Source organism: Streptomyces sp. NBC_01275 (assembly GCF_026340655.1).
Lineage (GTDB): Bacteria > Actinomycetota > Actinomycetes > Streptomycetales > Streptomycetaceae > Streptomyces.
Genome location: NZ_JAPEOZ010000001.1, coordinates 8,414,072 through 8,440,257 on the forward strand (window position 1 = coordinate 8,414,072; position 26,186 = coordinate 8,440,257).

At 72.7% G+C, this 26,186-nt stretch carries 26 protein-coding genes, 1 tRNA gene and 1 pseudogene; 10 read left to right on the forward strand and 18 right to left on the reverse strand.

Annotation, left to right across the window (positions count from 1 at the left end):
- Positions 1–62: 62 nt before the first annotated feature.
- Together OG562_RS36920 and OG562_RS36925 are read left to right on the forward strand one after the other, a co-directional pair.
- Entirely contained in the window at positions 63–635 is a 573-nt protein-coding gene (locus tag OG562_RS36920) for a hypothetical protein (protein ID WP_266405846.1), read from the forward strand.
- Positions 636–685: 50 nt separating this feature from the next.
- Positions 686–1,444 (forward strand): sigma-70 family RNA polymerase sigma factor, encoded by a 759-nt coding sequence (locus OG562_RS36925; RefSeq protein ID WP_266405847.1) that lies wholly within the window; start codon positions 686–688, stop codon positions 1,442–1,444.
- Here the strand turns inward: OG562_RS36925 and murJ are convergent.
- The 6 genes from murJ to OG562_RS36955 all read right to left on the reverse strand — a co-directional run bounded on the left by murJ (position 1,404) and on the right by OG562_RS36955 (position 7,503).
- Positions 1,404–2,969, reverse strand: a complete 1,566-nt coding sequence (murJ, locus tag OG562_RS36930) for a murein biosynthesis integral membrane protein MurJ (protein ID WP_266409720.1) — start codon at positions 2,967–2,969, stop codon at positions 1,404–1,406. The two genes, OG562_RS36925 and murJ, sit on opposite strands and share 41 nt — an antisense overlap.
- Positions 2,970–3,064: 95 nt before the next feature.
- A complete protein-coding gene (locus OG562_RS36935) occupies positions 3,065–3,496 on the reverse strand; it encodes a (2Fe-2S) ferredoxin domain-containing protein (RefSeq protein ID WP_266405849.1) in 432 nt (143 codons plus the stop codon).
- Positions 3,497–3,498: 2 nt separating this feature from the next.
- Positions 3,499–4,038 (reverse strand): NUDIX hydrolase family protein, encoded by a 540-nt coding sequence (locus tag OG562_RS36940; RefSeq protein WP_266405851.1) that lies wholly within the window; start codon positions 4,036–4,038, stop codon positions 3,499–3,501.
- 15 nt (positions 4,039–4,053) lie between these two features.
- Positions 4,054–5,205: an amidohydrolase family protein gene (locus tag OG562_RS36945; protein ID WP_266405853.1), complete on the reverse strand. Its 1,152-nt coding sequence runs from the start codon at positions 5,203–5,205 to the stop codon at positions 4,054–4,056.
- Between the two features lies 1 nt (position 5,206).
- Positions 5,207–6,610 carry a glutamine synthetase family protein gene (locus OG562_RS36950; RefSeq protein ID WP_266405854.1) on the reverse strand — a complete coding sequence of 468 codons (1,404 nt, stop codon included), beginning with the start codon at positions 6,608–6,610 and terminating at the stop codon, positions 5,207–5,209.
- 53 nt (positions 6,611–6,663) lie between these two features.
- Positions 6,664–7,503, reverse strand: a complete 840-nt coding sequence (locus tag OG562_RS36955; protein WP_266405855.1) for an SAM-dependent methyltransferase — start codon at positions 7,501–7,503, stop codon at positions 6,664–6,666.
- An 88-nt stretch (positions 7,504–7,591) separates the two neighbouring features.
- Between OG562_RS36955 and OG562_RS36960 the strand changes: the two genes are divergently transcribed.
- Complete coding sequence (locus OG562_RS36960; protein WP_266405856.1) at positions 7,592–8,521, forward strand: Cof-type HAD-IIB family hydrolase; 930 nt, start codon at positions 7,592–7,594, stop codon at positions 8,519–8,521.
- Positions 8,522–8,524: 3 nt separating this feature from the next.
- Here OG562_RS36960 and OG562_RS36965 read toward each other — a convergent pair whose 3' ends face one another.
- The 4 genes from OG562_RS36965 to OG562_RS36980 all read right to left on the reverse strand — a co-directional run bounded on the left by OG562_RS36965 (position 8,525) and on the right by OG562_RS36980 (position 12,499).
- Complete coding sequence (locus OG562_RS36965) at positions 8,525–9,238, reverse strand: response regulator transcription factor (protein WP_266405858.1); 714 nt, start codon at positions 9,236–9,238, stop codon at positions 8,525–8,527.
- A gap of 48 nt (positions 9,239–9,286) precedes the next feature.
- Positions 9,287–11,344 carry an FtsX-like permease family protein gene (locus tag OG562_RS36970; RefSeq protein ID WP_266405859.1) on the reverse strand — a complete coding sequence of 686 codons (2,058 nt, stop codon included), beginning with the start codon at positions 11,342–11,344 and terminating at the stop codon, positions 9,287–9,289.
- 24 nt (positions 11,345–11,368) lie between these two features.
- Entirely contained in the window at positions 11,369–12,052 is a 684-nt protein-coding gene (locus tag OG562_RS36975) for an ABC transporter ATP-binding protein (RefSeq protein ID WP_266405860.1), read from the reverse strand.
- 78 nt (positions 12,053–12,130) lie between these two features.
- Positions 12,131–12,499 carry a hypothetical protein gene (locus tag OG562_RS36980; protein ID WP_266405861.1) on the reverse strand — a complete coding sequence of 123 codons (369 nt, stop codon included), beginning with the start codon at positions 12,497–12,499 and terminating at the stop codon, positions 12,131–12,133.
- A 207-nt stretch (positions 12,500–12,706) separates the two neighbouring features.
- On the opposite strand from OG562_RS36980, the gene OG562_RS36985 reads away from it, so the two are divergent.
- Positions 12,707–13,951: an amidohydrolase gene (locus tag OG562_RS36985; protein ID WP_266405863.1), complete on the forward strand. Its 1,245-nt coding sequence runs from the start codon at positions 12,707–12,709 to the stop codon at positions 13,949–13,951.
- 16 nt (positions 13,952–13,967) lie between these two features.
- Here OG562_RS36985 and OG562_RS36990 read toward each other — a convergent pair whose 3' ends face one another.
- A complete protein-coding gene (locus OG562_RS36990; protein ID WP_266405864.1) occupies positions 13,968–14,792 on the reverse strand; it encodes an alpha/beta hydrolase in 825 nt (274 codons plus the stop codon).
- A gap of 194 nt (positions 14,793–14,986) precedes the next feature.
- Between OG562_RS36990 and OG562_RS36995 the strand changes: the two genes are divergently transcribed.
- From OG562_RS36995 to OG562_RS37005, 3 genes are all read left to right on the forward strand, one after another.
- Positions 14,987–15,760, forward strand: a complete 774-nt coding sequence (locus OG562_RS36995; protein ID WP_266405865.1) for a sulfite exporter TauE/SafE family protein — start codon at positions 14,987–14,989, stop codon at positions 15,758–15,760.
- An 87-nt stretch (positions 15,761–15,847) separates the two neighbouring features.
- Positions 15,848–16,756, forward strand: coding sequence for a LacI family DNA-binding transcriptional regulator (locus OG562_RS37000; protein ID WP_323187594.1), 909 nt, complete (start codon positions 15,848–15,850; stop codon positions 16,754–16,756).
- Positions 16,753–17,535, forward strand: coding sequence for a cobalt-precorrin-6A reductase (locus OG562_RS37005; RefSeq protein ID WP_266405868.1), 783 nt, complete (start codon positions 16,753–16,755; stop codon positions 17,533–17,535). The genes OG562_RS37000 and OG562_RS37005 overlap by 4 nt, the downstream gene beginning before the upstream one ends.
- 12 nt (positions 17,536–17,547) lie before the next feature.
- Here OG562_RS37005 and OG562_RS37010 read toward each other — a convergent pair whose 3' ends face one another.
- From OG562_RS37010 to OG562_RS37025, 4 genes are all read right to left on the reverse strand, one after another.
- Positions 17,548–18,027, reverse strand: coding sequence for a hypothetical protein (locus tag OG562_RS37010; RefSeq protein ID WP_266405869.1), 480 nt, complete (start codon positions 18,025–18,027; stop codon positions 17,548–17,550).
- Positions 18,028–18,071: 44 nt separating this feature from the next.
- Entirely contained in the window at positions 18,072–20,102 is a 2,031-nt protein-coding gene (locus OG562_RS37015; RefSeq protein WP_266409722.1) for an MDR family MFS transporter, read from the reverse strand.
- Positions 20,103–20,316: 214 nt separating this feature from the next.
- A complete protein-coding gene (gene cobF, locus OG562_RS37020) occupies positions 20,317–21,090 on the reverse strand; it encodes a precorrin-6A synthase (deacetylating) (RefSeq protein ID WP_266405871.1) in 774 nt (257 codons plus the stop codon).
- A 98-nt stretch (positions 21,091–21,188) separates the two neighbouring features.
- Positions 21,189–21,722 carry a DUF309 domain-containing protein gene (locus tag OG562_RS37025; RefSeq protein WP_266405873.1) on the reverse strand — a complete coding sequence of 178 codons (534 nt, stop codon included), beginning with the start codon at positions 21,720–21,722 and terminating at the stop codon, positions 21,189–21,191.
- Positions 21,723–21,823: 101 nt separating this feature from the next.
- Here OG562_RS37025 and OG562_RS37030 point away from each other — a divergent pair.
- The 3 genes from OG562_RS37030 (at position 21,824) to OG562_RS37040 (ending at position 24,256) form a co-directional block, all read left to right on the forward strand.
- Positions 21,824–21,897, forward strand: a tRNA-Pro gene (locus tag OG562_RS37030).
- A gap of 211 nt (positions 21,898–22,108) precedes the next feature.
- Positions 22,109–23,248, forward strand: coding sequence for a pentapeptide repeat-containing protein (locus OG562_RS37035; RefSeq protein WP_266405875.1), 1,140 nt, complete (start codon positions 22,109–22,111; stop codon positions 23,246–23,248).
- A 282-nt stretch (positions 23,249–23,530) separates the two neighbouring features.
- On the forward strand, positions 23,531–24,256 hold the full coding sequence (locus OG562_RS37040; RefSeq protein ID WP_266405876.1) for a hypothetical protein: 726 nt from the start codon (positions 23,531–23,533) through the stop codon (positions 24,254–24,256).
- A gap of 34 nt (positions 24,257–24,290) precedes the next feature.
- Here OG562_RS37040 and OG562_RS37045 read toward each other — a convergent pair whose 3' ends face one another.
- From OG562_RS37045 to OG562_RS37055, 3 genes and pseudogenes are all read right to left on the reverse strand, one after another.
- On the reverse strand, positions 24,291–25,187 hold the full coding sequence (locus tag OG562_RS37045) for an RNA polymerase sigma-70 factor (protein WP_266405877.1): 897 nt from the start codon (positions 25,185–25,187) through the stop codon (positions 24,291–24,293).
- A gap of 59 nt (positions 25,188–25,246) precedes the next feature.
- Complete coding sequence (locus OG562_RS37050) at positions 25,247–25,630, reverse strand: DoxX family protein (protein ID WP_266405878.1); 384 nt, start codon at positions 25,628–25,630, stop codon at positions 25,247–25,249.
- Between the two features lie 237 nt (positions 25,631–25,867).
- A pseudogene (locus OG562_RS37055) lies at positions 25,868–26,029 on the reverse strand (FAD-dependent oxidoreductase); the annotation flags it as partial.
- Positions 26,030–26,186 lie beyond the last annotated feature (157 nt).

Genomic DNA, 26,186 nt, shown 5'->3' on the forward strand with positions numbered 1-26,186 from the left:
CTCCCTGTGGGTTCGCCCAGGCCCCGCCGGTGTCGGCGATGCCGCTGCCAGGATGAGGCGGCATGATCCCGGGGTGCTGTTCACGCATGCTGCGGGCCGCGATGTTCGCGGCCGTGTGCGTGGTGCTCGCCGCCCTGGGGCACGTCATGATGTCCGGCGACGGGGCGTCCTGGCAGGTGCTGGTCGGCGGAGCCGTCGGCGCGGGGGGCGCGGGCTGGTGTCTGACCGGGCGTGAGCGCGGGGTGCCGCTGGTCACGGGGGGCGCGGTCGGCGTCCAGGCGGTCCTGCACTCGGTGTTCTCGCTGGTGCCGACCGCCGCGGACCACGACATGGAGGCCATGGGACCCGCCGAGGGCGGTGGCTCCGCGTCGGCCGGCATGCTGGCCGCCCATCTGCTGGCCGCGCTGCTGTGCGGGCTCTGGCTGGCGTACGGGGAACGGGCCGTGTTCCGGCTGTTGCGGGCCGTGGCCGGGTGGCTGGCCGCGCCGCTGCGCCGCCCGTTCGACCGGCCCGCGCCGCCCGTTCGACCTCGTGCCGGTGCGATCCGAGGGCGCTCGGAGCAGGCGCCGCACATGCTTCTGCTCGCCCATGCGATCACTTCCCGGGGGCCGCCCGCACGGACCGCTGTCGCCTGACGACAGCCGGAACCGTACGTGCCCGCCCACTCCGAGAAGGACCCCTGACGATGACCCCTGCGCTCCAGCAGACACAGCAGACACAGCAGACAGAGCAGATGCAGCAGATACAGCAGACCCAGCAGAAGCGCCAGACGCACGAGAAGCACCAGGCACGCCAGAAGCACCAGACGCACCACAAGAGCCGGCACGGCTCGAAGGTCGACCAGCACGCCAAGGACCGGCGGTCCTCCGCCTACGCGGCTGCCGACGAGACCACCACCGCCCTCGCGCTGGCCGCCCGCAGCGGTGACGCCGACGCCGTCGAGCAGTTCGTGCGGGCCCTGCACCGGGACGTGCTGCGCTACGTCGCCCATCTGTGCGCCGATCCGCAGGCGGTGGACGATCTGGCGCAGGACACGTTCCTGCGGGCGCTGGGCAGTCTGCACCGGTTCGAGGGGCGGTGCTCGGCGCGGGTGTGGCTGCTGTCGATCGCGCGCCGGGCGGTGATCGACAGCTACCGGTACGCCGCGGGCCGCCCCCGCCTCAGCGACGTGGCGGACTGGCAGCTGGCCGTGGAGCTCGCGCAGCCGCGCGGGCTGCCCGGGTTCGACGACGGCGTGGCGTTGCTCGACCTGCTGGCCGCGCTGCCGAGGGACCGGCGGGAGGCGTTCGTGCTGACGCAGCTGCTCGGGCTGCCCTACGCGGAGGCGGCGGAGCTGACCGCGTGTCCGGTCGGCACGGTCCGCTCCCGCGTCGCCCGGGCCCGCGCCACGCTCACGGACCTGGTCACCGCAGCGACGGCCGCCGCAGCTCCGACACCTTCATAAGCCGGGCCAGACAGAGGTACACCAGGGCCAGGGTGAGGGTCCCGGCGGCGAGGGCGATCGCCGTCGGGACGGTCCCGTCGCCCAGCGCGGCCGCGCAGGCCCGGTCGGCCGTCCAGCCCAGGGCGGCGGCCAGGCCCGCGGCGGCGATCGCCTTGCCGTAGGTCCGGCGCAGCGCGCCGTCGTCGAGGCGGCCGCCGACCCGTCTGCGCACCAGCCGGGCGGTCACGGCGAGTCCGGCCAGGTAGGACAGGGTGTACGCGCCGGCCATGCCGGTGACCGACCAGCGGTCGGGCAGCAGCAGATGGCAGGCGGTGGCCAGGGCGATGTTCACCGCCGCGATCCAGACCGCCAGGAAGAAGGGGGTGCGGGTGTCCTCGAACGCGTAGAAGCCGCGCAGCAGCAGGTACTGCGCGGAGAACGGGATCAGGCCGAGGCCGAACGCCTGGAGCATCTGGCCCAGCGGCTGCGCGGAGGCCGCGTCGGCCGCGCCGTGGGCGAACAGCAGCGTGGCGATCCGCGGGCCCAGGGCCAGGAACAGGAAGGCGGCCGGGACGATGATCACCCCGCTCGCCCGCAGTCCGCGCGACAGGTCCGCGCGCACGTCCGCGATCCGGCCTTCCGCCACGGCCCGGCTCATCCGGGGCAGCAGCGCGGTCACCAGGGACACGGTGACCACCGACTGGGGCAGCATCCAGATCGTCTGCGCGTACGTGTACGCGGTGTAGCCCGCGCCGGCGTCCGGCAGCCGTTGGTCGACGGCGTTGGCGTAGTTGGTGACCACGGTCAGCGCGACCAGGTTGGTCAGCACCAGCAGCAGCGTCCACTGGGCGGCGCGGACGCCGGAGCCCAGGCCCGAGCCGCGCCAGTCGAACCGCGGCCGGAAGCGGAACCCGGCGGCCCGTGCGAACGGGACCAGCGCGAGGGCCTGCACCGCGATGCCGGCCGTCGTGCCGACGCCCAGCAGCCGCACCTGGGCGTCGGTGATGTCCTGCACCCGCTCGGGCACGGCCATCAGACCGAGGTAGGCCCCGAACATGCCCAGCAGGACGACGTTGTTGAGGACCGGGGTCCACATCATCGCGCCGAACCGCTCACGGGCGTTGAGGACTTGGCCGTAGATGTTGAACAGGCCGTAGAAGAAGATCTGCGGGAGCAGGAACCGGGCGAAGACCACGGTGAGTCGGTAGGCCTGGTGGTTGTCCGGCGTGTCGCGCATGTACACGCTGACGATCCCCGGGGCCGCCCACACCGCCAGCGCGGTGCCCACGGCCAGCACGGACACGACCAGTGTGAACAGTCGCTGCTCGTACGCCCGGCCGCCGTCCGCGTGGGTCGCCCGGGCCCGTACCAGCTGCGGCACCAGCACCGCGTTGAGCGCGCCGCCGATCAGCAGCGTGTACAGGCTCGTCGGCACGGTGTTCGCCGTGTTGTACGTGGTCGCCAGCAGGCCCGTGCCGAGGGCGGCCGCCTGGAGCACCTGACGGATCAGTCCCGTGGCCCGGGAGACCACCGTGCCCAGCGCCATCAGCAGCGACGACCGCGCCGCCCCGCCGGAACGTTTCCCCGCCCGCTTCCGCGGCGTCTCTTCTGCCGTCGCCCCCATCGGGCCAACCTACGGCATCAAGATCGGCGCGACCCAATCCTGCCCTTGCGGGCGGCAGTTGGCGCCTTGATGAACTGCAGCTCCAGGGTCGCCGGAGGTGCGGCCACACCGGGGCCGCCCGCCATCGCCCAGGACAGGATCTCGTCCGTGCAGTCGTCGTCCATGGCGAAGCCGACCCAGGTGGCCCGACCGCCCGCCCGACGGCCGGTGGCGGAGGGCTGGACGACGATCACGTTCGCCTGGTCGCAGGGGCCGAGACAGTCCGTCGTACGGACCTGGAAGGCGCCGGCCGAATCGGCGGCGGCCGTCCGCAGGCGGGTCAGCTGCCAGTCGTGGTCGTAGCCGGGGTGCTTGCGGGCGTCTCCGCAGCAGCAGCCCCTGCACACCACGAGGGTGCAGGGGCGGCTGCCCGCGGCGCCGATCAGCGCACGCTGCCGAGGAACCGTCACGGTCAGGACGCCGACAGGCCGACATGGGCCAGCGCCTGCCGCAGCAGGAACCCGTGCCCGCCCGGCATCTCGCTCTGCACCGCAGGCGACGCGGCCTCCTGCGGGCTGAACCACACCAGGTCCAGCGCGTCCTGCCGGGGCCGGCAGTCACCGGTCACCGGCACGATGTAGGCCAGCGACACCGCGTGCTGGCGGGGGTCGTGGTACGGGGTGACGCCGTGCGTCGGGAAGTACTCGGCCACCGTGAACGGCTGGAGCGAGGTCGGGACGCGGGGCAGGGCCACCGGGCCGAGGTCCTTCTCCAGGTGGCGCAGCAGGGCGTCGCGGACCCGCTCGTGGTGCAGCACACGGCCGGAGACCAGGGTCCGGTTGACGTTGCCGTCCGGTCCGATCCGCAGCAGCAGGCCGATGCTGGTGACTTCGCCGCTGTCGTCGACGCGCACGGGCACCGCCTCGACGTACAGGATCGGCATGCGGGCGCGCGCCATCTCGAGCTCGTCGGAGCTCAGCCAGCCGGGCGTGGTATCGGTCAAGTCAGACATTGTTTGATCATACTTTCAGTGTCCGTCGGGAAGCCGGTAGACCCGGCGGGCGTTGTCCGCTCCCGCCCAGCGTGCCAGGCGCAGGGCGTCGGGCAGGCCCAGTTCGTCGGCGTCCACCCGGTCCTGGAGCAGATCCCCCAGACCCCGGCGGAACGCCAGCGCGCCGAGCCCGTAGAACTCCGCGACACCGTAGGCGTCGGAGCTGTACAGCAGTTTGCGGAACGGTGTGATCTCGAGCGCCTCCTCCAGGACCGCCCGCGCCCGCGCCGGGCCGACGTGGTGCAGGGTGAGCCCCACGTCCAGGTACACATGCTCGAACACGGCGGCCAGGTAGCCGGCGTGGCGCTGATAGGGCCAGCAGTGCAGAAGCATCACCGGGATGGTGCCCGAGATCAGGTGCAGCCAGTCCGTCAGCAGGGCGGGATCCACCCGGTGCAGCCGGAGGTCGCTGTCGCCGAAGCCGGTGTGGAGCTGGAGCGGGAGCCCCAGGTCGACGGCGGTCCACAGCAGCTCCCGCACCAGCACCGGGTCCGCCAGCCGTCCGCCGTCCGCCAGCCAGCGCCGGGCGGCCCGGGTGACGTCGGCGTCCGAGGGGCGGGCCGGGTCCAGGTCGAAGCCGGTGCGGTAGGCGGCCACCGACTTCACCCCGACCACCCCCGGCCGCCGCACCGCCTCCAGCGCGGCCGCCCGGAACGCGTCGGCGTACCCGTCCGCCTCGACGCCCCGCGCGGCGACGGCCTCGGCGACGCCCTCCAGCCGTACCACCTCGCACGCGACACCGCCGGCCGCCTCGGCCAGTTCGGCGGGCGTGGTGATCCGGTGCGGGGCGAACCCGGTGTCCACGCAGAACACGCCCGTCCGGGCCGCCGCGAGGAACCGCCGGTCGACCTCCCGCGGGCCCAACTCCGCGCGCCGGGCCAGATAGACGTCGGCGGGCGCGTGCCGCTCCAGGTCGAGCAGGGGCGCGCAGTGACGGCGTACGGCGACCCCCGCGGGCGTGTCGAAGGGGGAGACGCCGGGCCAGCGGTCGCCCTCGGTGAGCAGTGACTCGAAGGCCGCCCGGTCCAGGGCGTCGACGGCCACCCCGTGGCAGTGGTGGTCCACCAACTCCAGCTCGGCGAGCGCCTCATGGACCGGTCCGCGAACTGTCCCGTTCCTGTCGCCCATGTCAGTACCTCCAGCGGTACGCGGCGGCCACCCGCTCGTCGTCGAGCCCCTCGACGCCGACGCTCTCACCCTGCCGTACGGCGGTCACCGCGTCGGCGAGGACCGGGCCGAGCGCGGTGCGCAGCACCTCGTCCGCGCGGAACCGCGCCACCGCCTCGGGCAGCGAGGTCGGCAGCCGGCGCACGCCCCGGGCCGCGGCCTTCTCGGGGCCGAGCCGCGCCGGGTCGCCGGTCGTCTCCTCGGGGAGCGCGGCGGCCGAGGCGAGCCCGTCGAGACCGGCGGCGATCAGACAGCCGAGGGCGAGATACGGGTTGGCGGCCAGGTCCACGGGCTTGACCTCGAGGTTCGCCTGCTCGGCGCGCCGGCCCGCCGTGCCCCGCACCAGCCGCAGCGCGCACTCGCGGGTCTCCAGTCCCCAGGCGGTGAACACCCCCGCCCACTGGGAGGGCTTGAGCCGCAGATAGCTGGCGGGGCTCGGCGCGGTCACCGCCGTCAGGGCGGGCAGCCGGGCGAGGACACCGGCCGCGAACGCCTCCGCGTCGGCCGTCAGGCCGTGCCGCCGCTCGCCGCCGGAGTGCAGGTTCACGCCGTCGCGCCAGGCGGAGAGGTGGACGTGCCCGCCGTTGCCGACGCCCTCGGCGACGACGGCCGGCGAGAAGGAGACCCGCAGTCCGTGCCGCCGGGCCACCGCGCGGATCGTCTGGCGGACCAGGACGCTGCGGTCGGCCGCCGCCACCGGGTCGAGGGCGCCCACCGAGATCTCGAACTGGCCGGGCGCGTACTCGGGATGGACCTGGTCGACCTCCACCCCCTGTGCCGCGCACGCCGCCAGCAGATCGGCGGTGCACTCGCCCAGCTCGACCTGACGGGTCGCGCCGTACGCCGGTCCCGTGGTCGCCGGGACGAACTCCCCGGCGGGCGCGGAGTCCAGGCCGAAGGCCCACTCGATCTCGATGGCCGCCTTGAAGGCGAGACCGTGGTCGCGGGCCGCGTCGGCGACGACCCGGCGCAGGAAGGTGCGGGAGCAGCCCGGGTGGCGTGCGCCGTCCTGGGTGACCCGGTCGACCGGCGCCCACGCCCAGCCCGGCTGTCCGGCCAGCACCACCAGCCCGTCCAGGTCGGGGTACAGACGCAGGTCGCCGTCCGGGGAGCCCAGGACGTCGGTGGCGACGATGCGGTCGTCGGCCAGGAACGTGTCGAACACCGGGGACATCCCCACGCCCCAGGCCGCCGCCGACGCCAGACCCGCCGCCGGGATCGTCTTCACCCGGCCGACGCCCGCGGTGTCGACGTAGGCCAGGACGATCCCGTGCACGCCCCGGCCGGAGAGCTCGCCGCTCAGCGCACCCGCCCGTTCGACGTCTCCGGGGCGCCCGCCGGGGACGGGATCGGCAAGGGTCGTCATACGTCCTCCACGAGCGCTGCCGCCGGTACGTTCGGTACGCCCCGGTACGCCCGTCAGGGTTTCACGGCCACCGCGCCGTACTGCGGAACCACCGCGGGGGAGTCGGCCCCGGCGCGCCAGCGCGAGCAGGACACCAGACCCGGCTCCAGCAGGTCCAGGCCGTCGAAGAACGCGGCGATGTCCGCGCCGCTGCGGGCGGTGATCGGCGGGGTCGCGTTCTCGTTCCAGAACTTCATCGCCGGGATCTGGCCCTCGCCGCCCACCTCGCCGTCGTGGGTCGGGTGGGTCAGGACCAGACAGCTGCCGGAGGGGACCTCGGCCATGATCCTGCGGACGATGTCCCGGGCCGCCTCGACGTCCAGGACGAAGTTCAGGATGCCCAGCATCATCACCGCGACCGGGCGCGTGAAGTCCAGTGTGCCCGCGGCGCGTTCGAGGATCGCCGCCGGGTCGTGGACGTCGGCGTCGATGTAGTCGGTGCGGCCCTCGTCGGTGCCGGTCAGCAGGGTGCGGGCGTGCGCCAGCACGATGGGGTCGTTGTCGACGTACACGATCCGCGACTCGGGCGCGATGCGCTGGGCGATCTCGTGGGTGTTGTCGGCCGTGGGCAGCCCGGTGCCGATGTCCAGGAACTGCCGCATGCCGCGCTCCTCGGCCAGGAACCGCGTCGCCCGGCCCAGGAACCAGCGGTCCGCGCGGGCGATGTCCCGGATGAGCGGGAACATCCCGGCGACGTGCTCGCCGACCCGCTGGTCGACCTCGTAGTTGTCCTTGCCGCCGATCCAGTAGTTCCACACCCGCGCGTTGTGCGCCACGCTCGTGTCCAGCCGTGTCCCGCCCACGTCCCTCGCTCCTTCTCGCACCCGACCGTCCGGTGACCGTCCGGCTGCCATTCTGCCGCCGGATGATCACCGCTGTCCCGGGATTCACCGGTCCCCCGGTAGGGTGAAATTCCGATCATCCCCGGACAAGAAGCAGGACATGCCCTACTCCCACGTCCCCCAACTGACCGACTCCGAGCAGACCGCCCCCGACTCGACCGTCTCCGAGCTCGCCGTCTCCGAGCTCGCCGTCTCCGGGCCGACCGTCTCCGGGCCGTCGGCGGGCGCCCTCGACATCCGGCTGATCGTCACCGACATGGACGGCACCCTGCTCGACGACGACAAGCGCGTACCCGACGGCCTGTGGGACACCCTGGCCCGGCTGCGCGAGCGCGGGGTGCTGTTCAGCCCGGCCAGCGGACGTCAGTACGCCACGCTGGCGGCGGAGTTCGCCGAGGTCGCCGACGGGATGGTGTTCATCGCGGAGAACGGCACCTATGTGGTGCGCGACGGCCAGGAGCTGAGCTCCGACCCGCTGGACCCGACGGTGGTGACCCGCGTCGTCGAGGCCGTACGGCGACTCGCCGGCGACGGCGTCGACCTGGGCGCCGTCGTCTGCGGGAAGCGCTCCGCCTACGTCGAGCGGACCGACGAGGCCTTCCTCGCCGAGGTGCGCAGCTACTACCTGCGCTGCGAGACCGTCGAGGACCTCACCGCCGTCGACGACGACGTCATCAAGGTCGCCCTGTTCGCCTTCGGGTCCGCCGAGGAGACCACCGCGCCCGCCCTCGCGCCCTTCGCCGACACCCACAAGGTCGTCGTCTCCGGCGAGCACTGGGTCGACGTCATGAACCGCACCGCCAACAAGGGCGCCGCCCTGCGGCGGCTCCAGGCCGAGCTGGGCGTCACGCCCGCGCAGACGCTGGTGTTCGGCGACTACCTCAACGACCTGGAGATGCTGGACGCCGCCGACTGGTCGTTCGCCATGGCCAACGCCCACCCGGAGGTCGTGCGCCGGGCCCGCCACCTCGCCCCGTCCAACAACGACGACGGCGTGCTGCGCACCATCACCAGGCTGCTGGACCTCTGAGGCTCACGGCCTGGGCTGCGCGTACCCGTGCTGCCAGGCCCAGGCCGCGATCTCCACACGATTGCGGGCGCCCAGCTTCGACTGAACGCTCGACAGGTGCGTCTTCACCGTCGACAGCGAGACGTACAGCTCGGCGGCGAGCTCGGCGTTCGTCCGCCCGAGGGCGACCAGGCGTACGACGTCCAGCTCGCGGTCGGTGAGAGGTTCGGGGAGGGCGGCCGGGCGCGGGCCGGCGGCCGGCGTCTGCGGGGCCGTGAGGTGCTGGAGCAGACGGACGGTGACCGACGGGGAGACCAGGGAGTCGCCCGCGGCGGCCGCCCGGACCGCCTCCGCCAGGAGCGTCGGCCCGGAGTCCTTCAGCAGGAAGCCGCACGCGCCGCCGCGCAGCGCCCCGTACACGTACTCGTCCAGGTCGAAGGTGGTGACCACGACCACCCGCAGCGGATCCGGGACGTCCGGCCCGGCCAGCATGCGGGTGGCGGCCAGACCGTCCAGCTTCGGCATCCGGATGTCCAGGAGGCACACGTCCGGCCGCACCGCCCGGGCCAGCGCCACCGCCTCCTCCCCGTCGGCGGCCTCGGCGACCACCGTGATGTCCGGCTGCGCGTCCAGGAAGAAGCGGAAGCCCGTGCGCACCATGTCCTGGTCGTCGGCGATGAGGACCCGGATGGGGGCGGAGGCGCTGGGGGCGGGGGCGTCGGGGGCCGGGATGGTCATGGCTCGATCATGCCTCAGGCGAGAGGCGGGCACGGCGGGACCCGGGCCTCAGTCGGCCGCGTGCGCGGGGTCCGCCGTCACCCGGCGCAGCAGCGGACGGCTGACGGTGATCGCGGCGAACATCGCGAGCACCCCGAGCACCACACAGGCGGCGAGCCGCAGGGCGCCGTCGGCGTCCAGGGAGGCGCCGGCCAACTGGTGGACCTGGTAGGAGCCGTACACGCCCATCGCGGTGGTGCCGCCCGCCAGAACCACCAGCGGGAGGACCGTCTCCCGGGTGCGGGCCCGGTCCAGCACCTTCAACGGGGTGCCCGCCAGCCGCAGCAGGCCGTACACCCGGCGCCGGTCGAGGACGTCGGCTGCGGCGGTCAGGCCCGCGGAGGCGGTCGCGACCAGGAAGCTCAGGGCCAGGGTGGCGGTGCTGACGTCGGCGATGCGGTCGCTGATCACCCGGTCGCTCGCGACGGCGTAGTCCTGGGTGTAGGGCAGGTGGTCCGGCGCGACGGGGGTGAGGGCGGTGACGGCGGCGTCGAGCCGATTCCCGCTGCCGCTGCCGCTGCCGCTGCCGCTGCCGCTGCCGTTGCCGCTGCCGCCTCCGACGTGGACGAGGAGGCCCGGCGCGCCGCCCAGCAGGCTGTCGAAGTCGTCCTCGCCGCCGACCCTCACCGTCGCGTTCACACCGGAGCGGTGCAGCAGGGCGCGGGCCTCGACGGCCGCGTGCCGGGCGTCGGGGGTGAGCACCGCGATCTGGTCCCGGTACTGCGAGTCGTCCGGGCCGAGGAGGCCGACGGAGAAGAATCCGGCCGCGAACCCGGCCAGCACCAGGCCGCTGACGGTGCGCCAGGCGCCGCGCGGATCGTCGCTGAGCCGGCGGCCGGCCAGCAGGGTCGCCGGGCGGCGGGCGAAACGGCTCACGATCCGGCCCAGCCGGTCCACGACCCACGGGCCGAACAGCCAGAACGCGCCGTAGAAGAGCAGCAGCAGGGCGAGCGCCTGTCGGGGCTTGAGATCGCTGCCGCCGCCGGTCGACCGCAGGACGTAACCCAGGACCGCCACGAACAGCACCAGCCGGATCAGCCGGGTGCGGCGCGGGTTCGCCTGCTGGGCGACGCCCAGGGGAGCGGTCGCCACCTGACGCAGCATCGTCACGGCGCTGACCGTGATCAGGGCGGTGACCGCCGCCCCCACCGCGGGGATCAGACCGAGCCCCACCCACAGGTCGCCCCGGTACCAGGACCCGACCCCGTAGGGGATCTCGGCGAGGGCGGGCAGCAGCGCCGCGTAGGCCAGCGCGCCGCAGAGGGCGCCGGCCGCGCCGACCGCGGCCGCCTCTGCGGCGGTCATCGCGATGATCTGCCGCGGGGTCGCGCCGGCCAGCCGCAGGGCGGCGAGCCGCTGTTCGCGCCGGGCGGCGCCGAGCCGTCCGGCGGCCGCCGACAGGACGATCACCGGCATCGCGAGCAGGACGAGGCCCAACAGGGTCGTCCCCCGGTCCGCGGCGGTGAACATGCTCGCCTTCGTCCCGGAGAACCCGGCGACGTCCGCCCGCGCCGTCTGGCCCTGGTCGAACCAGGTCTGTCCGCCCGCGGCCGCCGCGGAGAGCGCCGGATCGCCCGGCGCCCGGCCCACCACGGCGACCAGCTCGTCCGGCGAGGCGAGACCGGCCGCGCCGATCGTGCCGTACGACCCCGGCGACGCCGGCTTCGGGAACCGGTCGGCCAGTCGGGCGGCGGGCAGCTCGCGCAGCAGCTCGGCCAGGGCGGGGGAGACGTACACCTCCCCCTGCCGGGGAAAGCGGCTCAGGCCCGGCGGGGCCGGGGTCCGGGCCCGCCCGGGGAGCTGCGCCAGGGAGACGATTGTGAGGGGTTCGTGGCGGACGTACGTCGTGGCGAGGGCCTGGACGGCGGTGGCGTGCCGGGCCGGCTCGGGAGTGCGCCAGGCGGTGCGGTCGGCGCGGGCGCCGGAGCCGAGGCAGGCGGCGAGCACCACCAGCATCACGAAGGCGCCGGTGGCGGCGACCGCGGCCGCGAGCAGCAGGCTCTGCAGCCCACGGCGGCCGGAGGATCTGGCCAGATGCCAGGTCAGGGGCAGGACGGGGGAGCGCATACGGGTTCTCCTGGAGGCGTGCGGTCAGGCGACCGTGTACTGGCTGTGGCCGCTGATCAGGCCGTCGCGGACCTGGAGGATCCGGTCGCAGTGGGCGGCGACGTCGGCGTCGTGCGTGACCATCACCAGGGCGGCGCCCTGCGCGCGGGTGACGGAGGTGAGCAGGCGGACGACCTCCGCGCTGGTGCGCTGGTCCAGGGCGCCGGTCGGCTCGTCGGCGAAGACCACGTCCGGCTCGACGACCAGCGCACGGGCGATGGCGACACGCTGCGCCTGACCGCCCGACAGCTGTCCCGGACGGCGCTGTTCGAGGCCGTCGAGACCGAGCGGGGCGAACCAGCGGCGGGCGCGCTGCACGGCCGCCTTGCGCGAGGCGCCCTCCAGCATCAGCGGCAGGGCCACGTTCTCCTCGGCGGGCAGCTCGGGCAGCAGCTGGCCGGACTGGAAGACGAACCCGAACCGTTTCCGGCGCAGCGCGCTGAGCTTGTTCTCGCCCAGGTCGTCCATGCGGACGCCGCGCAGCAGGACCTGGCCGCCGTCGGGGCGGACGATCCCGGCGAGGGTGTGCAGGAGGGTGGACTTGCCGGAGCCCGAGGGGCCCATCACGGCGAGGGAGTCCCGCTCGCCGACCTCGACGTCGACCCCGGCCAGGGCGGTGGTGGCGCCGTACTTCTTCACTAGGCCGTAGCCGGCCAGAACCGTGCTCATGACGGGGCGTCGCCTTTCGCAGTGCTGTCTCAGCTGTCTCAGCTGTCTCGTCTGTCTCGGCGCTTTCTCGGCGCTTTCTCAGCGCTCGAACGTCCAGGTGACCGAGTCGGCGGTGGCCTTCAGCACGCGGACCGGGATGTCGACGCTTGTGCCGCCGCTCTCCTTGCCGGTGCAGACGACGGTCGCGCCGACGACGGCCTTCAGACCGGTCGGGCAGGTCACGGTGACCTTCGTGCCGACCCACGGCAGCGGGTGGAACCTGCTCTGGGTGCGGCCCGCGACGATGGAGCCGGCCAGCGCCTTGTGGCCATCGACCAGGACCGTGCTCCGCGCGTCGAGTTCGGTGGTGGACTCGGTGCCCGAGAGCAGATGGGTGCCGAGACCGCCGAGGGCCACCACGGCCGCCGCGCCCCCGATCGCGCCGACGACGAACCTGCTGGACTGCATCACGTATCCCTTCTGACTGTGTGGGTCCACTCTCGTCCGCCGGGCCCCGCGCCCGCCTCGGCCGAACGGCCGGAACAGGCGGGGTCCGGGACCGCGTTCCTCGGCCGTTCGGCTATTCGGCCGGTGGGCTACTCGGCTGTTCGGCCTAGGCTGCGAGGCGGAATCGGCACGGAAGTGCCACGGACAGTGCCACGGAGAGGGAGCGGTATGAGCGAGCCGGCCGTCGTCGCCCGTCTGACCCGGGAGATCGCCTCGGAGCTGAAGACGGGGGACCTCGAGGACTTCTACCGGGACCTGCACCGCCACCCCGAACTGGCCTTCCAGGAGCACCGCACCGCCGCGCGCCTCGCCGGACGGCTGCGGGCCGCCGGGTACGAGGTGACCGAGGGCGTCGCCCGTACCGGGGTGGTCGGGGTGCTGGCCAACGGCGACGGGCCGGTGGTGTGGCTGCGCGGGGACATGGACGCGCTGCCGGTGCCGGAGGCGACCGGTCTGGCGTACGCCTCCACGGTCGACGGGGTGATGCACGCCTGCGGCCATGATCTGCACGTCACCTGGCTCGCGGCCGCCGCCGAGGTGCTCGCCGCCGCCCGTGAGACCTGGTCCGGGACGCTCGTCGTGGTGGGGCAGCCGGCGGAGGAGGCCGAGGGCGGTGCGGCGGCGATGGTCGCCGACGGGATCCACGTCCGCTTCCCGCGCCCCGACGTCCTGTTCGGCCAGCACGTCGCGCCCGGGCTCGCCGGGTTCTTTCCGCACACCCCCGGTCTGACCCTGTCGGCCGCCGACGACGTCGAGGTCGTCGTGCACGGGGTGGGCGGCCACGGCTCGCGGCCCGAGTCGACCGTCGACCCGGTGGTGACGGCCGCGTACATCGTCACCCGGCTGCAGACGGTCGTCTCGCGCGAGGTCGCGGCGAGCGAGTCGGCGGTGCTGACGGTGGGCACGTTCCACGCCGGCGCCAAGCCCAACATCATCCCCGCCGAGGCTCGGTTCGCGCTGAACCTGCGCACCCAGGACACCCGGGTGCGCGAGCGGGTCCTGACCGCGATCCGGCGCATCGTCGAAGGGGAGTGCGCCGCCGCGGGCTGCCCGGTCCCGCCCGGGATCACGGTCGTCCCCGGCTATCCGAACACCGTCAACGACGCCGCCCTGGACGGGGAGATCGCCGCCGTGCACCGCGAACTGTTCGGCGCGCACACGGTGTTCGACTTCGGTCGGGCCATGGGCAGCGAGGACTTCTCCCTCCTGGCCCCCGCGGGCGTGCCGTACGACTACTGGTACGTGACCTCGACCCCGGCCGGAGTGTGGGACGCGGCGCCGGGGGAGCAACTGGCGGAGAAGCTCGACGCCGTGCCGGGCAACCACAGCCCGCTGTTCGCGCCGGACCCGTCGGTGCTCGTGCCCGGGGTGCACACCCTGGTGTCGGCGGCGCTGTCCCGGCTCGGCGGATGATCCGCCCCGCGGTGACTCACCGGGCGGGCCCACCGGTGGGCCCGTCGGCGAGGACGCCGTCGAGGAAGCGGATCAGGTCCGCGAACACCTCGGCCCGGTTCGTCTCGCAGAAGACCTCGTGCCGGGCGCCGGCGTAGATCCGCTCGGTCAGCGCGCCCCCGCTCAGCCGCTGCACGCCGATCCGGCTGTCCGGCAGCGGGACCAGCCGGTCGTCGTCGCCGTGCAGCCACAGCAGCGGGAGCGGACCGACGTCGCCGCTCTCGGTGACCGTCCCCAGGGTCCGTACGAAGGCCTCCAGCGTCGGCCGCTTCATCGGCCCGTGCCAGACCAGTGGATCGGCCGCGTAGGCCGCGCCGACCGCCGGGTCGCGGGAGAGCGCGGCCGGGTTGATCGGGACATCGGGGATCTCGTCGTGGGCGAGCAGCCGTCCCGGCGTCCGCCAGGCGCCGATCACCGGACCGGACAGCACGAGCGCGGCGAGTTCGTCGCCGTACCGCTGCGCGTAGCGGGCCGCGACGAGCCCGCCCATGGAGTGCCCCACGACGACCAGCGGGACGTCCGGGTGCGCGGTGCGGGCGAGGTCCGCCACGGTGTGCACGTCGGCGACCACGTCCTCGAAGTCCTCGATCAGCACGCGCTCGCCCGCGGACTTCCCGTGGCCGACGTGGTCGGGGCCGAAGACGGCCGCGCCGTGCGCGGTGAGGACGTCGGCCAGTTCCTGGTAGCGGCCGACGTGCTCGCCGTAGCCGTGGACGACGAGAGCGACGTAGCGCGGGCGTGGGTGCGGCCACTCGTGTGCGGTGATCGTGCCCCGGTCGCCCGCGAGGACGTGCTCGGCCATGTCTCCTCCATGTCTGCGCAGGCTGTGCCGCTGTGCCTGCCCGGCTGTGTCCGCCCCGGCTGTGTCTGCTGTGTCGGCGACGGTCCTCGGGGATCTTCCCAGGGGGCTCGGCGGAGGTCACACCGGCCCCAGTGGTCACCTGGCGAGACGGTCCTTACAGCCGCCCGTTAACTGTGCGTAGCATCGGTCCCCGCATGAACACGATGACGTTGTGGCACATCACCGGCTGGGAGTTCGCCGCCCTCGGCTTCGCGGCCCTCCTGGTCGGCTTCTCCAAGACGGCCGTCAGCGGGGCCAACACGGTCAGCCTCGCGGTCTTCGCCGCGGTCCTGCCCGCCCGCGCCTCCACGGGCGTGCTGCTGCCGCTGCTGATCGCCGGGGACGTCCTGGCCGTGATCACCTACCGGCGGCACGCCCACTGGCCCACGCTGTGGCGGCTGTTCCCGGCGGTCGCGGCCGGCGTGGTGATCGGCACGCTGTTCCTGGTGTGGGCCGACGACGACGTCGTGCGTACGTCGATCGGCGCGATCCTGCTGCTGATGGCGGGCGTCACGGTGTGGCGGCGCCGCACGGCCGAAGCGGTGGACGACCCCGACGCCGTGGTCACCCGGGCCGGCCGGATCAAGGCCCGCTCCTACGGCGTCCTCGGCGGCTTCACCACCATGGTCGCCAACGCCGGCGGCCCCGTGATGTCGATGTACCTGCTCTCGGCCGGCTTCCGCAAGCTCGGCTTCCTGGGCACCTCCGCGTTCTTCTTCCTGATCGTCAACGTCTCGAAGGTGCCCTTCAGCGCGGGCCTCGGCCTGATCGACGGCCACTCGCTCCTCCTGGACGCCGCCCTCGTGGCGTTCGTCGTCCCGGGCGCGCTGCTCGGCAAGTGGGCCGTGCACCGCATCAACCAGCGGCTGTTCGAACAGCTGGTGATCGCGGCGACGGTGGTGGGCGGCCTGCAGCTCCTGCTGCGGTAGGCGAGGCTGCCTAGACTGAACCGGGTGGGCGGCCGTCGATCCGCCGTGACGGACCGATCGGGGCGTGCAGTGGCTGCTGGACGGCGGGTGACGCTGAACGACGTCGCCGCGGCGAGCGGGGTCTCCCGCGCCACGGTGAGCTTCGTCCTCAACGACGACCCCCGGCAGACGATCTCCACGCCCACCCGCGAGCGCGTCCTGGCGGCCGCCCGCGAACTCGGCTACGTCCCGCACGGCATCGCCCGCGCCCTGCGCGAGGGCTCCTCGCGGATCGTCGTCCTCAACGTCGACCGGGGCCTGGAGGGCAACTTCTCCCGCAGCTACATCCGCGGTCTCGACGACGAACTCGCCGCCCACGACCACGTCCTGCTGGTCCGACACGGCCACCTCGGCCCCCGCTCGAACCGCCAGGTCCTCGACGCGATCGCGCCCCGCGCCGAGCTGCGGTTCGGCGAGGCCTACCTGGGCGGCCGGGAGCCCGACGAGGGCGACTGGGAGAACGGCTTCGCCGCGCACGCCGCACTGCAGATCCGCCACCTCGCCGACCGGGGCCACACCCACCTCGCGATGGCGCTGCCCGACCACGAGTTCCCGCTGACGCAGGCCCGGCTGCGGTTCGCCCACGAGACCGCCCGCCGACTGGACCTCGCCCCGCTGACCTCCTTCGTCGTCCCCCGGCCGAGACAGGCCGGCACGGACGCCGTACGGGACTTCCGCGCCGCGCATCCCGAGGTCACGGCGGTCGCCGCCTTCGACGACCCGGTGGGCCTGCGCACCCTCACCGCCGTGCACGACCTGGGCCTGACCGCCCCCGCCGACCTCGCCGTCATCGGCTACGACGACACCGAGTACGGCGAGCTGGTCACCCCCGCGCTCACCACCGTCCACATCGACGCCGAGTCCCGCGGCCGCCTCGCCGCCCGCACCGCCCTCGGCCTCGACGCCGCCGACCTGACCATGACGCTCGGCCGGGTCATCGTGCGTGACTCGACATGACGGGGGCCGGACCGCCCGGACGCCTCCATGTCCTGGTGCTGGGCGGCACCACCGAGGCGCGCGAGCTGGCCGCGACCCTGGCGGCCCGCCCCGGCGTCCGGGTGACCTCGTCACTGGCGGGGCGGGTGTCCCGGCCGGGCGCGCTCGAAGGGGACGTGCGGATCGGCGGGTTCGGCGGGGCGCGGGGGCTCGCCGACTGGCTGCGCGCGGAGCGGGCGGACGCCGTGGTCGACGCCACCCACCCCTTCGCCGTCGGCATCACCGCGAACGCGGCGAGCGCGGCGGCGGCCACCGGACTGCCGCTGGCGGTGCTGCGCCGGCCGGGCTGGCGGCCGGGACCGGGGGACCGGTGGCACGAGGTCGCGTCACTGGACGAGGCGGCGGCCCTGCTGCCCGGCGTGGGCCGACGGGTCCTGCTGACCACGGGCCGCCTGGGCCTCGCCGCCTTCGCCCACCTCGACGCGCTGCACTTCGTCGTACGGTCGGTGGAGCCGCCCGCGCCGCCGATGCCGACGGACGTCGAACTGCTCCTGGCGCGCGGCCCGTTCACCGTCGCCGACGAGCTGGCGCTGCTGCGGGAGCACCGGATCGACGTGCTGGTGACGAAGGACAGCGGGGCGAGCGCCACGGCCGCGAAACTGACGGCCGCCCGGGAGCTCGGGCTCCCCGTCGTGGTCGTACGACGGCCGCCGCTGCCGGAAGACGTCACGACGGTGGCGGATGTGGCCGGCGTCCTGGGGTGGTTGGGGCGGGTGGGTCCGTTCGGGGCGGGGCGTTAGGGCTGGTGGGGTTCAGACGGCCGTGACGGAGGCGCGGAGGCGGTCGAGGGCGCGGAGCACCTCGGTGCGGTTCTTGGCGCTCTTGATCCAGGCGGGGAGGCGGGCGATCAGCGTCATCTTCCGACCCGTGTCGTACCAGGGCGCCCGCTCCCGCAGCGAGGCCGCCACGAACCGCCTGAGCAGGTCGAGGTGTTCGAGGTTGTACGCCCACACCACGCCGTGCCGGGTCTCGGCCCGCAGCCACAGCGACGGCCGGCAGGGCTGTCCGCCCGAGTGCGCCTTGGACGGTCCCGAGGAGATCCGGGACAGTCCGCAGGAACGGCAGACCAGCCGCCGCTCGGAGCGGATCACGCCGTGCGCGTCGGGCGCGCGGCCCGGGCGGCACTCGTAGTGGGCGACGCGCTCGCAGCGCGGGCAGCGGACCAGCATCGAGGAGACGTAGTCGTACTGCGTGACACGGGGGTCGCGGAAACGGACGGGCGCGGGGGACATGGCGTCGAGTATGCGGGCGGCCCGTGGCGCCGGGCATCCGGTTTTCAGGGGGCGACGACCGCTGGTTCCCGTTCCGGCCGGTGCCGGGGCAGACCGTCGTCGAGGTCCTCGACCAGGAGCCGTTTGGAGATGGTGTCCACCGCGGCCCGCAGGTCGTCGCCCGACGGGCGGCCGATGTCCTGGGCCACTCGGTCCTCCAGCCAGGAGCCCCAGGCCTCGGTGATGACCCGGGCCTCGCGGGCGCCCGCCGGGGTGTGCGACAGCAGTGAGCCGTGGCGGGTCAGATACCCCTCGTCGACCATGCGGTCGAACACCGGGAGCAGCACCTCCGGCGGCAGATGACGGCGGCCGGAGACCAGCCCGAGGCTGGCGTGTCCGACCATCCGGGTGTACAGCTCGACCTGCATCACCGCCCACGCGCCCGCCGCGTCGAGGCGGGTGTCGGACTCCTCCACGATCCGGCGCGCGGTGTCCATGTCCGTACCGCCGATGATCTTGGCGACGGACGCCTCCAGCACCCGCCGCGAGTCCGCGCCGGACGGCTGGGCGAACCCCTCGCCCATGTCGGTGGAGCCCATCCGCGCGCTGTCCCTCAGCTGGACCTGCTTGAGGAACAGGGAGACGACGAAGCCCAGGGCCGCCACCGGCACGGTCCACAGGAAGACCGTCTGGATGGTGTCCGCGTACGCCTGGATGATCGGGGCGGCGACGGGGGAGGGCAGCTGGTGCAGGCCCTCCGGGCTGGTCGCCGCCTTGGTGACGACGGCCGGGTCGACGTCGCCCGCCGAGGTCGCCGACGCGATCCCGTCCTTGAGGTTCGGCGTGAGGGAGTTGGTGTAGATGGTGCCGAAGACGGCCGTGCCGAAGGAGCTGCCGAGCGTGCGGAAGAAGGTGACGCCGGAGGTGGCGGTGCCGAGGTCGGCGTACTCGACGGTGTTCTGCACGGCGATCGTCAGCACCTGCATGCACAGGCCGATGCCGGTGCCGAGCACGAACATGTACAGCGACTCCAGCCAGGCGCCCGTGGACGGCCCCATGAGGGACATCAGATACAGGCCGACCCCCATCACCAGCGAGCCGACGATGGGGAAGAAACGGTACTGCCCGGTCTTGCTGACCACGTTGCCGCTGAAGATCGACGCGATGAGCAGGCCGAGCACCATCGGCAGGGTGCGCACCCCGGAGACGGTCGCCGAGTCGCCGTCGACGTACTGCAGATAGGTCGGCAGATACGTCATCGCGCCCAGCATCGCGAAACCGACGATGAAGCTGAGGATCGAGCAGACCGTGAAGACCGGGTTGGCGAACAGCCGCATGGGAAGCATGGGCTGCTCGGCCCGGGTCTCGATCCAGCAGAACAGGGCGAGCGCGATCGCGCCGCCCGCGAACAGGCCGATGACGACGCCCGAGCCCCACGCGTACTCGTTGCCGCCCCAACTGGTCGCCAGGATCAGCGCGCTCGCGCCGACCGCGACCAGCGCGATGCCCAGATAGTCGATGACCGGCCGGACCGCCGACTTCACCACCGGGATGGTGCGGGCGGCCGCGACGACGACGAGGATCGCGAGCGGGACGTTGACGTAGAACGCCCACCGCCAGGTCAGATGGTCGGTGAACAGCCCGCCCAGCAGCGGCCCGATGACGGTGGCCACGCCGAACACCGCGCCGATCGCGCCCTGGTACTTGCCGCGCTCCCGCAGCGGGATGACATCGGCGATCAGCGCCATCGCCGTCACCATCAGCCCGCCCGCACCGACGCCCTGCATGGCCCGCCAGGCGATCAGCAGCGACATGTTCGTCGCCAGACCGCACAGGAACGAGCCCGTGATGAAGACGATCGCCGAGACCTGGAAGACCACCTTGCGCCCGAACAGGTCGCCGAACTTGCCGACCAGCACGGTCGCGACGGTCTCCGCGAGGAGGTAGGAGGTGACCACCCACGACATGTGCTCGGCGCCGCCGAGGTCCGACACGATCGTCGGCAGCGCGGTGCCCACGATCGTCTGGTCCAGGGCGGCCAGCAGCATGCCCAGCACGATCGTCGCGAAGACGATGTTGCGGCGTCGTGGGTCCAGGACGGGCGGCTGGGCACCGGCCTGCGCGGATCCCGGGACGGGGCCCGGCGGTCCGTCGGCTCCCGCGGACTCCTCGGTGACTGTCACGAGGTCACGATCACACCGGGGGACCGGCCCCGCATGCGGGAACGGTCCGCACGGGTGCCCCCCGCGACGGCCGTCACGCGCCCTACGGCCGGCAGGGGCTCTACGGCCGGGACGCGTCCGCCGGCCCCTACGCGTCCCCGGGGTTGCGGCGCAGCAGATACGTGTCCATGATCCAGCCCTTGCGCTCGCGCGCCTCGGCGCGCAGCCGCTCGATCCGTGGGCCGGCCTCGGCGATCGGACCGGAGACGAGGATCTCGTCCGGGGTGCCGATGTAGGCGCCCCAGTAGATGTCGATGTCCTCCTCGGCGTACTGCCGGAAGGCCTGGTGGGCGTCCAGCATCACCACCACGTCGTCCACCCCCTCCGGGAACCCCTCGGCCAGCCGTCTCCCGGTGGTGATCTGCACCGGCCGCGCCACCCGGTTGAGGCCCGTGCGATGCCGGGCGACGAGCGCGGAGACGCTGCTGATCCCCGGGACCACGTCGTACTCGAAGGCCACCGCGCCCCGCGCCAGCACCTCCTCCAGGATGCCCAGCGTGCTGTCGTACAGCGCGGGGTCGCCCCACACCAGGAACGCGCCGCTCTCGTCCTCGCCGAGCTCCTCGGCGATCAGCCGCTCGTAGATCCCGGCGCGGGCGCTGCGCCAGTCGCCGACGGCCGGGGAGTAGGCCGCGCCGCCCGCCCGACGGTCCCGCTCCGGGTCCCGCGCCTCGACCACGCGGTACCCGCCCTGCGGTAGGTGCGCGTCCAGCATGTCCCGGCGCAGCTGTGTCAGATCGCCCTTCACCTCGCCCTTGTCGAGGACGAAGAACACGTCCGTGCCCCGCAGCGCCCTGACCGCCTGCAGGGTGAGCTGGTCGGGGTCGCCCGCGCCGATACCGATGACATGAATCTTTCGCACGCCACGAGTCTGCCGTACGCCACTGACAGTGACGGTGCGGGGTGCGGGGTGCGGGCCCAGAGTGGAATCGGCGCCGACCCGGGGCGGAAGGCGCGCTGTCACCGCAGCCGCGGCGCCCGTGTCCGCGCGTCCACCGCCGTGCCGGTCCGCTCCACCGTCTCCGCGAGCTCCCGCGCCCAGCCGGCCAGCCCGGCGAGATCCAGCCCGTGGGGACGGGTCCGCCCGGTGTCCGCCGCCCACTGCTCCACGGCCCCGGCCCCGCGCCGCAGCAGCCGCGCTCCGCCCGTGACGTTCCCCCGGGCCTCGTGGGTGAGCCCCACCGCGAGCTGGGCGAGCCCCCGCCACAGCGGACGTTCCGCGTCCGGGCCCGACTTCCAGGCGTCCTCGAAGACCTCGTGCGCATGGAACGGCTTCCCCGCCGACAGCAGCGCCTGCGCCTCGGCCACGGTCTCCTCCGGGGACCGCACCACCCCCTCGGGCTGCCGCTCCACCCCCACCGCGCCGTACGGCAGGGGCCGCCCCAGCCCGTCGCGCGGCCGCGCGCTGCGCGCCCGCCCGTCGCCGTCCCGATCCCGGACGCCGTCCCCACGGCTGGGCTGCCTACGGCTGCGCTCGATACGGCTGTGCTCCATACGGCGATTGTCCCGCGCCGAGACCTCCTTCGGCGTGGAGTCCGGCGTGGGGTAATGTTCTGTTCGCGCGATCACGTGGCACAACACCGCGAGAAGCGCGACGGGACGTGGCGCAGCTTGGTAGCGCACTTGACTGGGGGTCAAGGGGTCGCAGGTTCAAATCCTGTCGTCCCGACTAGAGACGCACTCGTAGTCGCAGGTCAGAGCCCTGGCTCACTTCGGTGAGGCAGGGCTCTTGATCGTTTTCTGGACTGCCATGTCACATTTAGTCACCACCCTGAGGGATCTCCCCAGGCGGCGAACAGCTCACCGACGGACAGTCCTGATCGAGTGCTACGCCAGCGTGGCGGAGAATCGGGCACTGTTTCCTGGGATGTCATGAGTGGATGATCGAGCCGTCTGCCGCCGCACAACTCCGCCGGACCGCACGTCGACGGGCCGCCAGGGATCATCGACGGCAACGGAGCCGCCCGATCGGGCCGGGCCGCGACACCGGTATCAGCCGACTGACGTGGGTGGCGCTCGCGGCGTCCACGCTGCCGGGACTGGCCGCACTCGTCGCCCTGCTGTTCACATGGCTGTCGGTCGGGCAGACCAACAAAGATCTGCAGATCTCCGAGCAGGGGCAGATCACCACCCGGTTCAACGCAGCGATCACCAACCTGGGATCAGCGTCGTTGGATGTGGGCCTGGGGGGAATCTACGCCCTGCAACGCATCATGCAGGACTCCTCTCGGGATCAGCGCACTGTCGTCTCGGTGCTGTCCGCGTTCGTACGCCAGCACGCTCCCGTTCCGGACAGCGGCTTCAAGCCGGCAGAGGAGTACAGGCCACCTACCGACGTGGCGGCTGTGGTTGCCGTGCTGGGCAACCGGTCCGCCGACCGGGAGGTGACCCAGGACGGGAAGCCCCTGTACCGAGTTGATCTGAGCAGCGTCGATCTGCGCGGCCTGGAGCGCGAAGTGGGGCTCACGGAAGGCGGCATGCGCAGACGCAGCAACTTCCGCTTCGCGTTCCTCACCGGCGCGGACCTCCGACACGCAGGCCTCGAGAATTTCGACCTCTTCGGCGCGTCCCTCGACAACGCGGACATGTCCGACGTGAACCTTCAGGACACGGACCTCCGGCAAGCATTTCTTGGAGGCGCCGTTTTGACCGACGCACTCTTGGGCGCGGCCGTCATGACCGGCGCGGATCTCGGCGGAGCGAACCTTCACAGCGCGCACCTGAGCAGGGCCGAAGAGACCAACGAAACCAGCGAGGCCGACTCGAGCGCCGATTTGACCCGCGCGTCCCTGATCGGCGCGAACCTGAGCGCCGCAGACCTGCGCGGCGTGGTCCTGGTCGAGGCGGACTTGACTGACGCGGACCTGGCCGGCGCCGACCTGCGCGGCGCAGACCTGACCCGTGCAGACCTGAGCAACGCAGACTTGACCGGGGCAAAGCTGTCGGGTGCGAAGCTGGCGGGCGCGATCCTTGAGGGCGCACGCGGAGTGCCTCCTCGCAGCCGTGGCGGCTCGCCGTGATCTGCAGGCCGCCGCGCGCGGACGGCCGGCACACGACGATCCGTGGCTGTCGGTGGCGCGGGATGGATCTACAACGACGGTCGTGGCCGCTCATGGGGACAACCACATCGGGCTGATCTCGCACGACATCACGAGTTCAAGCTCAGTGACCACTGAGATACCTCTGTCCGGCCCAACCCCGGGTCGCTGAGATTCGCGCGCGAACCTAGGGTCTTCCACTAGGGCCGGACGCCAGCCGGACGACCGGCTGACCGCCCAGAGCCTGCGGTCAGGAGGAGCGCGATGAGCGGGGTCCCCAAGAGGACCGGCGAACAAGAACCTGCCCTGACGCACGAACAGATCCAGGCCAGGATCGGAAAGCGCCTGGACGACGTTGCCAAGATCCTGGCCGGCGCCCTCGTCGCCGTCGCCGGCGTCATGACCCTGCTCGGCCTCAGCAGCGACGTCGTGTTCGTTGCCCTCAACAACGACTCGTGGCCCATCTATGTGGCCTCGCTCTGCGCCATCCTCGCCATCGTCTGCAGCATTGTGGCCCTGCTCGTCCACCCCACGCGGCGGGGCAACCTGTGGGAGACCGTCGTGCTCATTCTCGGCGTGATCCTCTATATGGCGGCTCTGAGCGTGGCGGTTATCGGCGCGGCCAAGGCTGCCGGGGGAAACGGGCGGCCGACCATCACCAACATCAAAGTCGACGGCCCTCGGTCCCGTCTGAAACTGAGTTTCGACGTTCACGCTGACGGCGTCGAGACGGGGGCCAGCATCGAGGTGTTCGTCAACGCCGTCAAGGCCGACTTGTCCGAGCCTGCCGTCGGGCCGGACGCCTACTCGAGTGAGCTCAGGCCCAACGACAAGGGCGTGGTCGAGCAGCGGGTCAGTATGCCGATGTCCCTCCCACCACAGGCCGCGGGCATCAGCATCATGGCCCTCAACGCGGGCGACGGAACCCAGGACGAGTGCGGCTCGCTCACCCAGCGCGGGCCGACGTGCGCGAGGTTCCGGGTTCCCTGAGACCGGTGCTTCGGGGGATGACGCAGGTCAGAGGTCAGCGCAGGGTGAGCGGGGTCTCGGATGCCACGCGGGTCAGCTTCTCCGGGTTGCGGACGTAGTAGAGGCCGGTGATGCGGCCGTCCTCGACGCGGACCGCCATGACGCCGTCGATCTCGCCGTCCAGACGCAGGACGAGCGCGGGGTTGCCGTTGACCATCGTGGGGTCGCTGGTGAGTGCGCCTTCGACCTTGCCGGCGCCGCCGACGATGAAGCGGATCACCTTGTCGGCGCCGATGATCGGCCGGCGCGCGGCCTGCTTGAGGCCGCCGCCGTCGCTCATCAGGACGACCTCGGGGGCGAGGACGTCGAGGAGGCCCTGCAGGTCGCTGGTCTCGAGCGCGCGCTGGAACGACTCCAGAGCCGCCCGGGTCCTGCTCGCGGAGACCACGGTGCGAGGGCGGCGGGCGTCGACGTGCCGGCGCGCGCGGTGCGCGATCTGGCGGACGGCCGCGGGGCTCTTGTCGACGGCGGCCGCGATGTCGTCGTAGCTGACGTCGAAGGCCTCGCGCAGCACGAAGACGGCGCGCTCGGTCGGCGACAGCGTCTCGAGGACCAGCATGATCGCCATCGACACGCTCTCGGCGAGTTCGAGGTCCTCGGCCACGTCCGGCGCGGTGAGCAGCGGCTCGGGCAGCCAGGGACCGACGTACGCCTCCTTGCGGCGTTTCATCGTGCGCAGCCGGTTGAGCGACTGCCGGGTCGTGATCCGGACCAGGTAGGCGCGCTGGTCGCGCACCTGCTCCACGTCGACCTTGACCCACCGCAGCCAGGTCTCCTGGAGGACGTCCTCGGCGTCGGCCGCCGATCCGAGCATCTCGTACGCGACGGTGAAGAGCAGGTTTCGGTGGGCGACGAAGATCTCGGTCGCCGTGTCACTGGCGTGATCGCTCATGGTTCGGCCCCTCTCCTTCGCGGCCGAACCCGGTCGGCCGTAGGACACACACATCTTGGTCAGCCGGTGAACGCCTCAGGGCCGAAACGGCCCCACGCGACGAAGACCGCAAGCGCGAAGTAGACCAGGTTCAGCATCACGAAGCCGAACTGACCAAGCCGACCGTGGGTGATCATCGCACCGACCATGAGCAGGACCCAGCAGACGGCGGTCACCGGCACCATGACCGGTGCGATGTCGAGCACGGCGGGCAGGATCAGGCCCACCGCGGCCAGGAGTTCGACGACCCCGAGGGTCCTGACGAAGTCGACGCCGACGTCTCGGGTCCACTCCCCGCCGTGCTGCCCGGCCAGTCGCTCCTTGGGGACGAACGCCTTGCTGACGCCGCCGGCCAGGGCGACCGCGGCCAACAGTGCGGTGGCGATCCACAGAGTGAGGTTCATGGAGGCTCTCCTTCTCCTTGCCTTGTGCGGGTGACTCCGCCTTGTGCGGGTGACTTCGGGTTCTCGGGCGACTGGCTAGGCCGTCTGTTCGGCGGTGGCCGGCGTCCCGCCGCGCCCGGCCCCCAGCAGCTGCCGGCGCTTGTCGTCCTGGGCCCAGGTCCAGCTGTGCGAACCGGGCTTGCGTGCCTCGTCGGCCAGCTGCTTGACGGTGCCCCGGCACACGAGTTCCTTGACCTTGTCGGATCCGCCCACCAGTTGGTGCAGGCGGATCCGCTCGACGAAGGTCGGCCGCGGGTTGATCAGGGTCACTGTCACGTCGTCGCGCTGCGTCAGGCGATTGGCCGCCATGACGCCGGCGTATCCGCCGCCGATCACGACCACCTGTGTGCTCCCGGTCATGGTGTCTCCTTCGGTTCCCGCTCTTTTCCAGGGCTTCGGCCTCAAGACACCGGGTGAGGAAGCGCTGTGACAGCATGTGAGCCGGATCACTCCAGGGGTGTGGGCTCGGCCTGCGGGGCAGTGTGCGCAAGGCGGTGATCCCTGTCATCGCCAAGAT

Excerpts from the sequence above, each read along its gene's own strand:
- OG562_RS36920 (WP_266405846.1), top strand. The coding sequence starts at position 63 with ATGATCCCGGGGTGCTGTTCACGCATGCTGCGGGCCGCGATGTTCGCG.
- OG562_RS36925 (WP_266405847.1), top strand. The coding sequence starts at position 686 with ATGACCCCTGCGCTCCAGCAGACACAGCAGACACAGCAGACAGAGCAG.
- murJ (WP_266409720.1), bottom strand. The coding sequence starts at position 2,969 with ATGGCGCTGGGCACGGTGGTCTCCCGGGCCACGGGACTGATCCGTCAG.
- OG562_RS36940 (WP_266405851.1), bottom strand. The coding sequence starts at position 4,038 with ATGTCTGACTTGACCGATACCACGCCCGGCTGGCTGAGCTCCGACGAG.
- OG562_RS36945 (WP_266405853.1), bottom strand. The coding sequence starts at position 5,205 with ATGGGCGACAGGAACGGGACAGTTCGCGGACCGGTCCATGAGGCGCTC.
- OG562_RS36950 (WP_266405854.1), bottom strand. The coding sequence starts at position 6,610 with ATGACGACCCTTGCCGATCCCGTCCCCGGCGGGCGCCCCGGAGACGTC.
- OG562_RS36955 (WP_266405855.1), bottom strand. The coding sequence starts at position 7,503 with ATGGCAGCCGGACGGTCACCGGACGGTCGGGTGCGAGAAGGAGCGAGG.
- OG562_RS36960 (WP_266405856.1), top strand. The coding sequence starts at position 7,592 with ATGCCCTACTCCCACGTCCCCCAACTGACCGACTCCGAGCAGACCGCC.
- OG562_RS36965 (WP_266405858.1), bottom strand. The coding sequence starts at position 9,238 with ATGACCATCCCGGCCCCCGACGCCCCCGCCCCCAGCGCCTCCGCCCCC.
- OG562_RS36970 (WP_266405859.1), bottom strand. The coding sequence starts at position 11,344 with ATGCGCTCCCCCGTCCTGCCCCTGACCTGGCATCTGGCCAGATCCTCC.
- OG562_RS36975 (WP_266405860.1), bottom strand. The coding sequence starts at position 12,052 with ATGAGCACGGTTCTGGCCGGCTACGGCCTAGTGAAGAAGTACGGCGCC.
- OG562_RS36980 (WP_266405861.1), bottom strand. The coding sequence starts at position 12,499 with ATGCAGTCCAGCAGGTTCGTCGTCGGCGCGATCGGGGGCGCGGCGGCC.
- OG562_RS36985 (WP_266405863.1), top strand. The coding sequence starts at position 12,707 with ATGAGCGAGCCGGCCGTCGTCGCCCGTCTGACCCGGGAGATCGCCTCG.
- OG562_RS36990 (WP_266405864.1), bottom strand. The coding sequence starts at position 14,792 with ATGGCCGAGCACGTCCTCGCGGGCGACCGGGGCACGATCACCGCACAC.
- OG562_RS36995 (WP_266405865.1), top strand. The coding sequence starts at position 14,987 with ATGAACACGATGACGTTGTGGCACATCACCGGCTGGGAGTTCGCCGCC.
- OG562_RS37005 (WP_266405868.1), top strand. The coding sequence starts at position 16,753 with ATGACGGGGGCCGGACCGCCCGGACGCCTCCATGTCCTGGTGCTGGGC.
- OG562_RS37010 (WP_266405869.1), bottom strand. The coding sequence starts at position 18,027 with ATGTCCCCCGCGCCCGTCCGTTTCCGCGACCCCCGTGTCACGCAGTAC.
- OG562_RS37025 (WP_266405873.1), bottom strand. The coding sequence starts at position 21,722 with ATGGAGCACAGCCGTATCGAGCGCAGCCGTAGGCAGCCCAGCCGTGGG.
- OG562_RS37035 (WP_266405875.1), top strand. The coding sequence starts at position 22,109 with ATGATCGAGCCGTCTGCCGCCGCACAACTCCGCCGGACCGCACGTCGA.
- OG562_RS37040 (WP_266405876.1), top strand. The coding sequence starts at position 23,531 with ATGAGCGGGGTCCCCAAGAGGACCGGCGAACAAGAACCTGCCCTGACG.
- OG562_RS37045 (WP_266405877.1), bottom strand. The coding sequence starts at position 25,187 with ATGAGCGATCACGCCAGTGACACGGCGACCGAGATCTTCGTCGCCCAC.
- OG562_RS37050 (WP_266405878.1), bottom strand. The coding sequence starts at position 25,630 with ATGAACCTCACTCTGTGGATCGCCACCGCACTGTTGGCCGCGGTCGCC.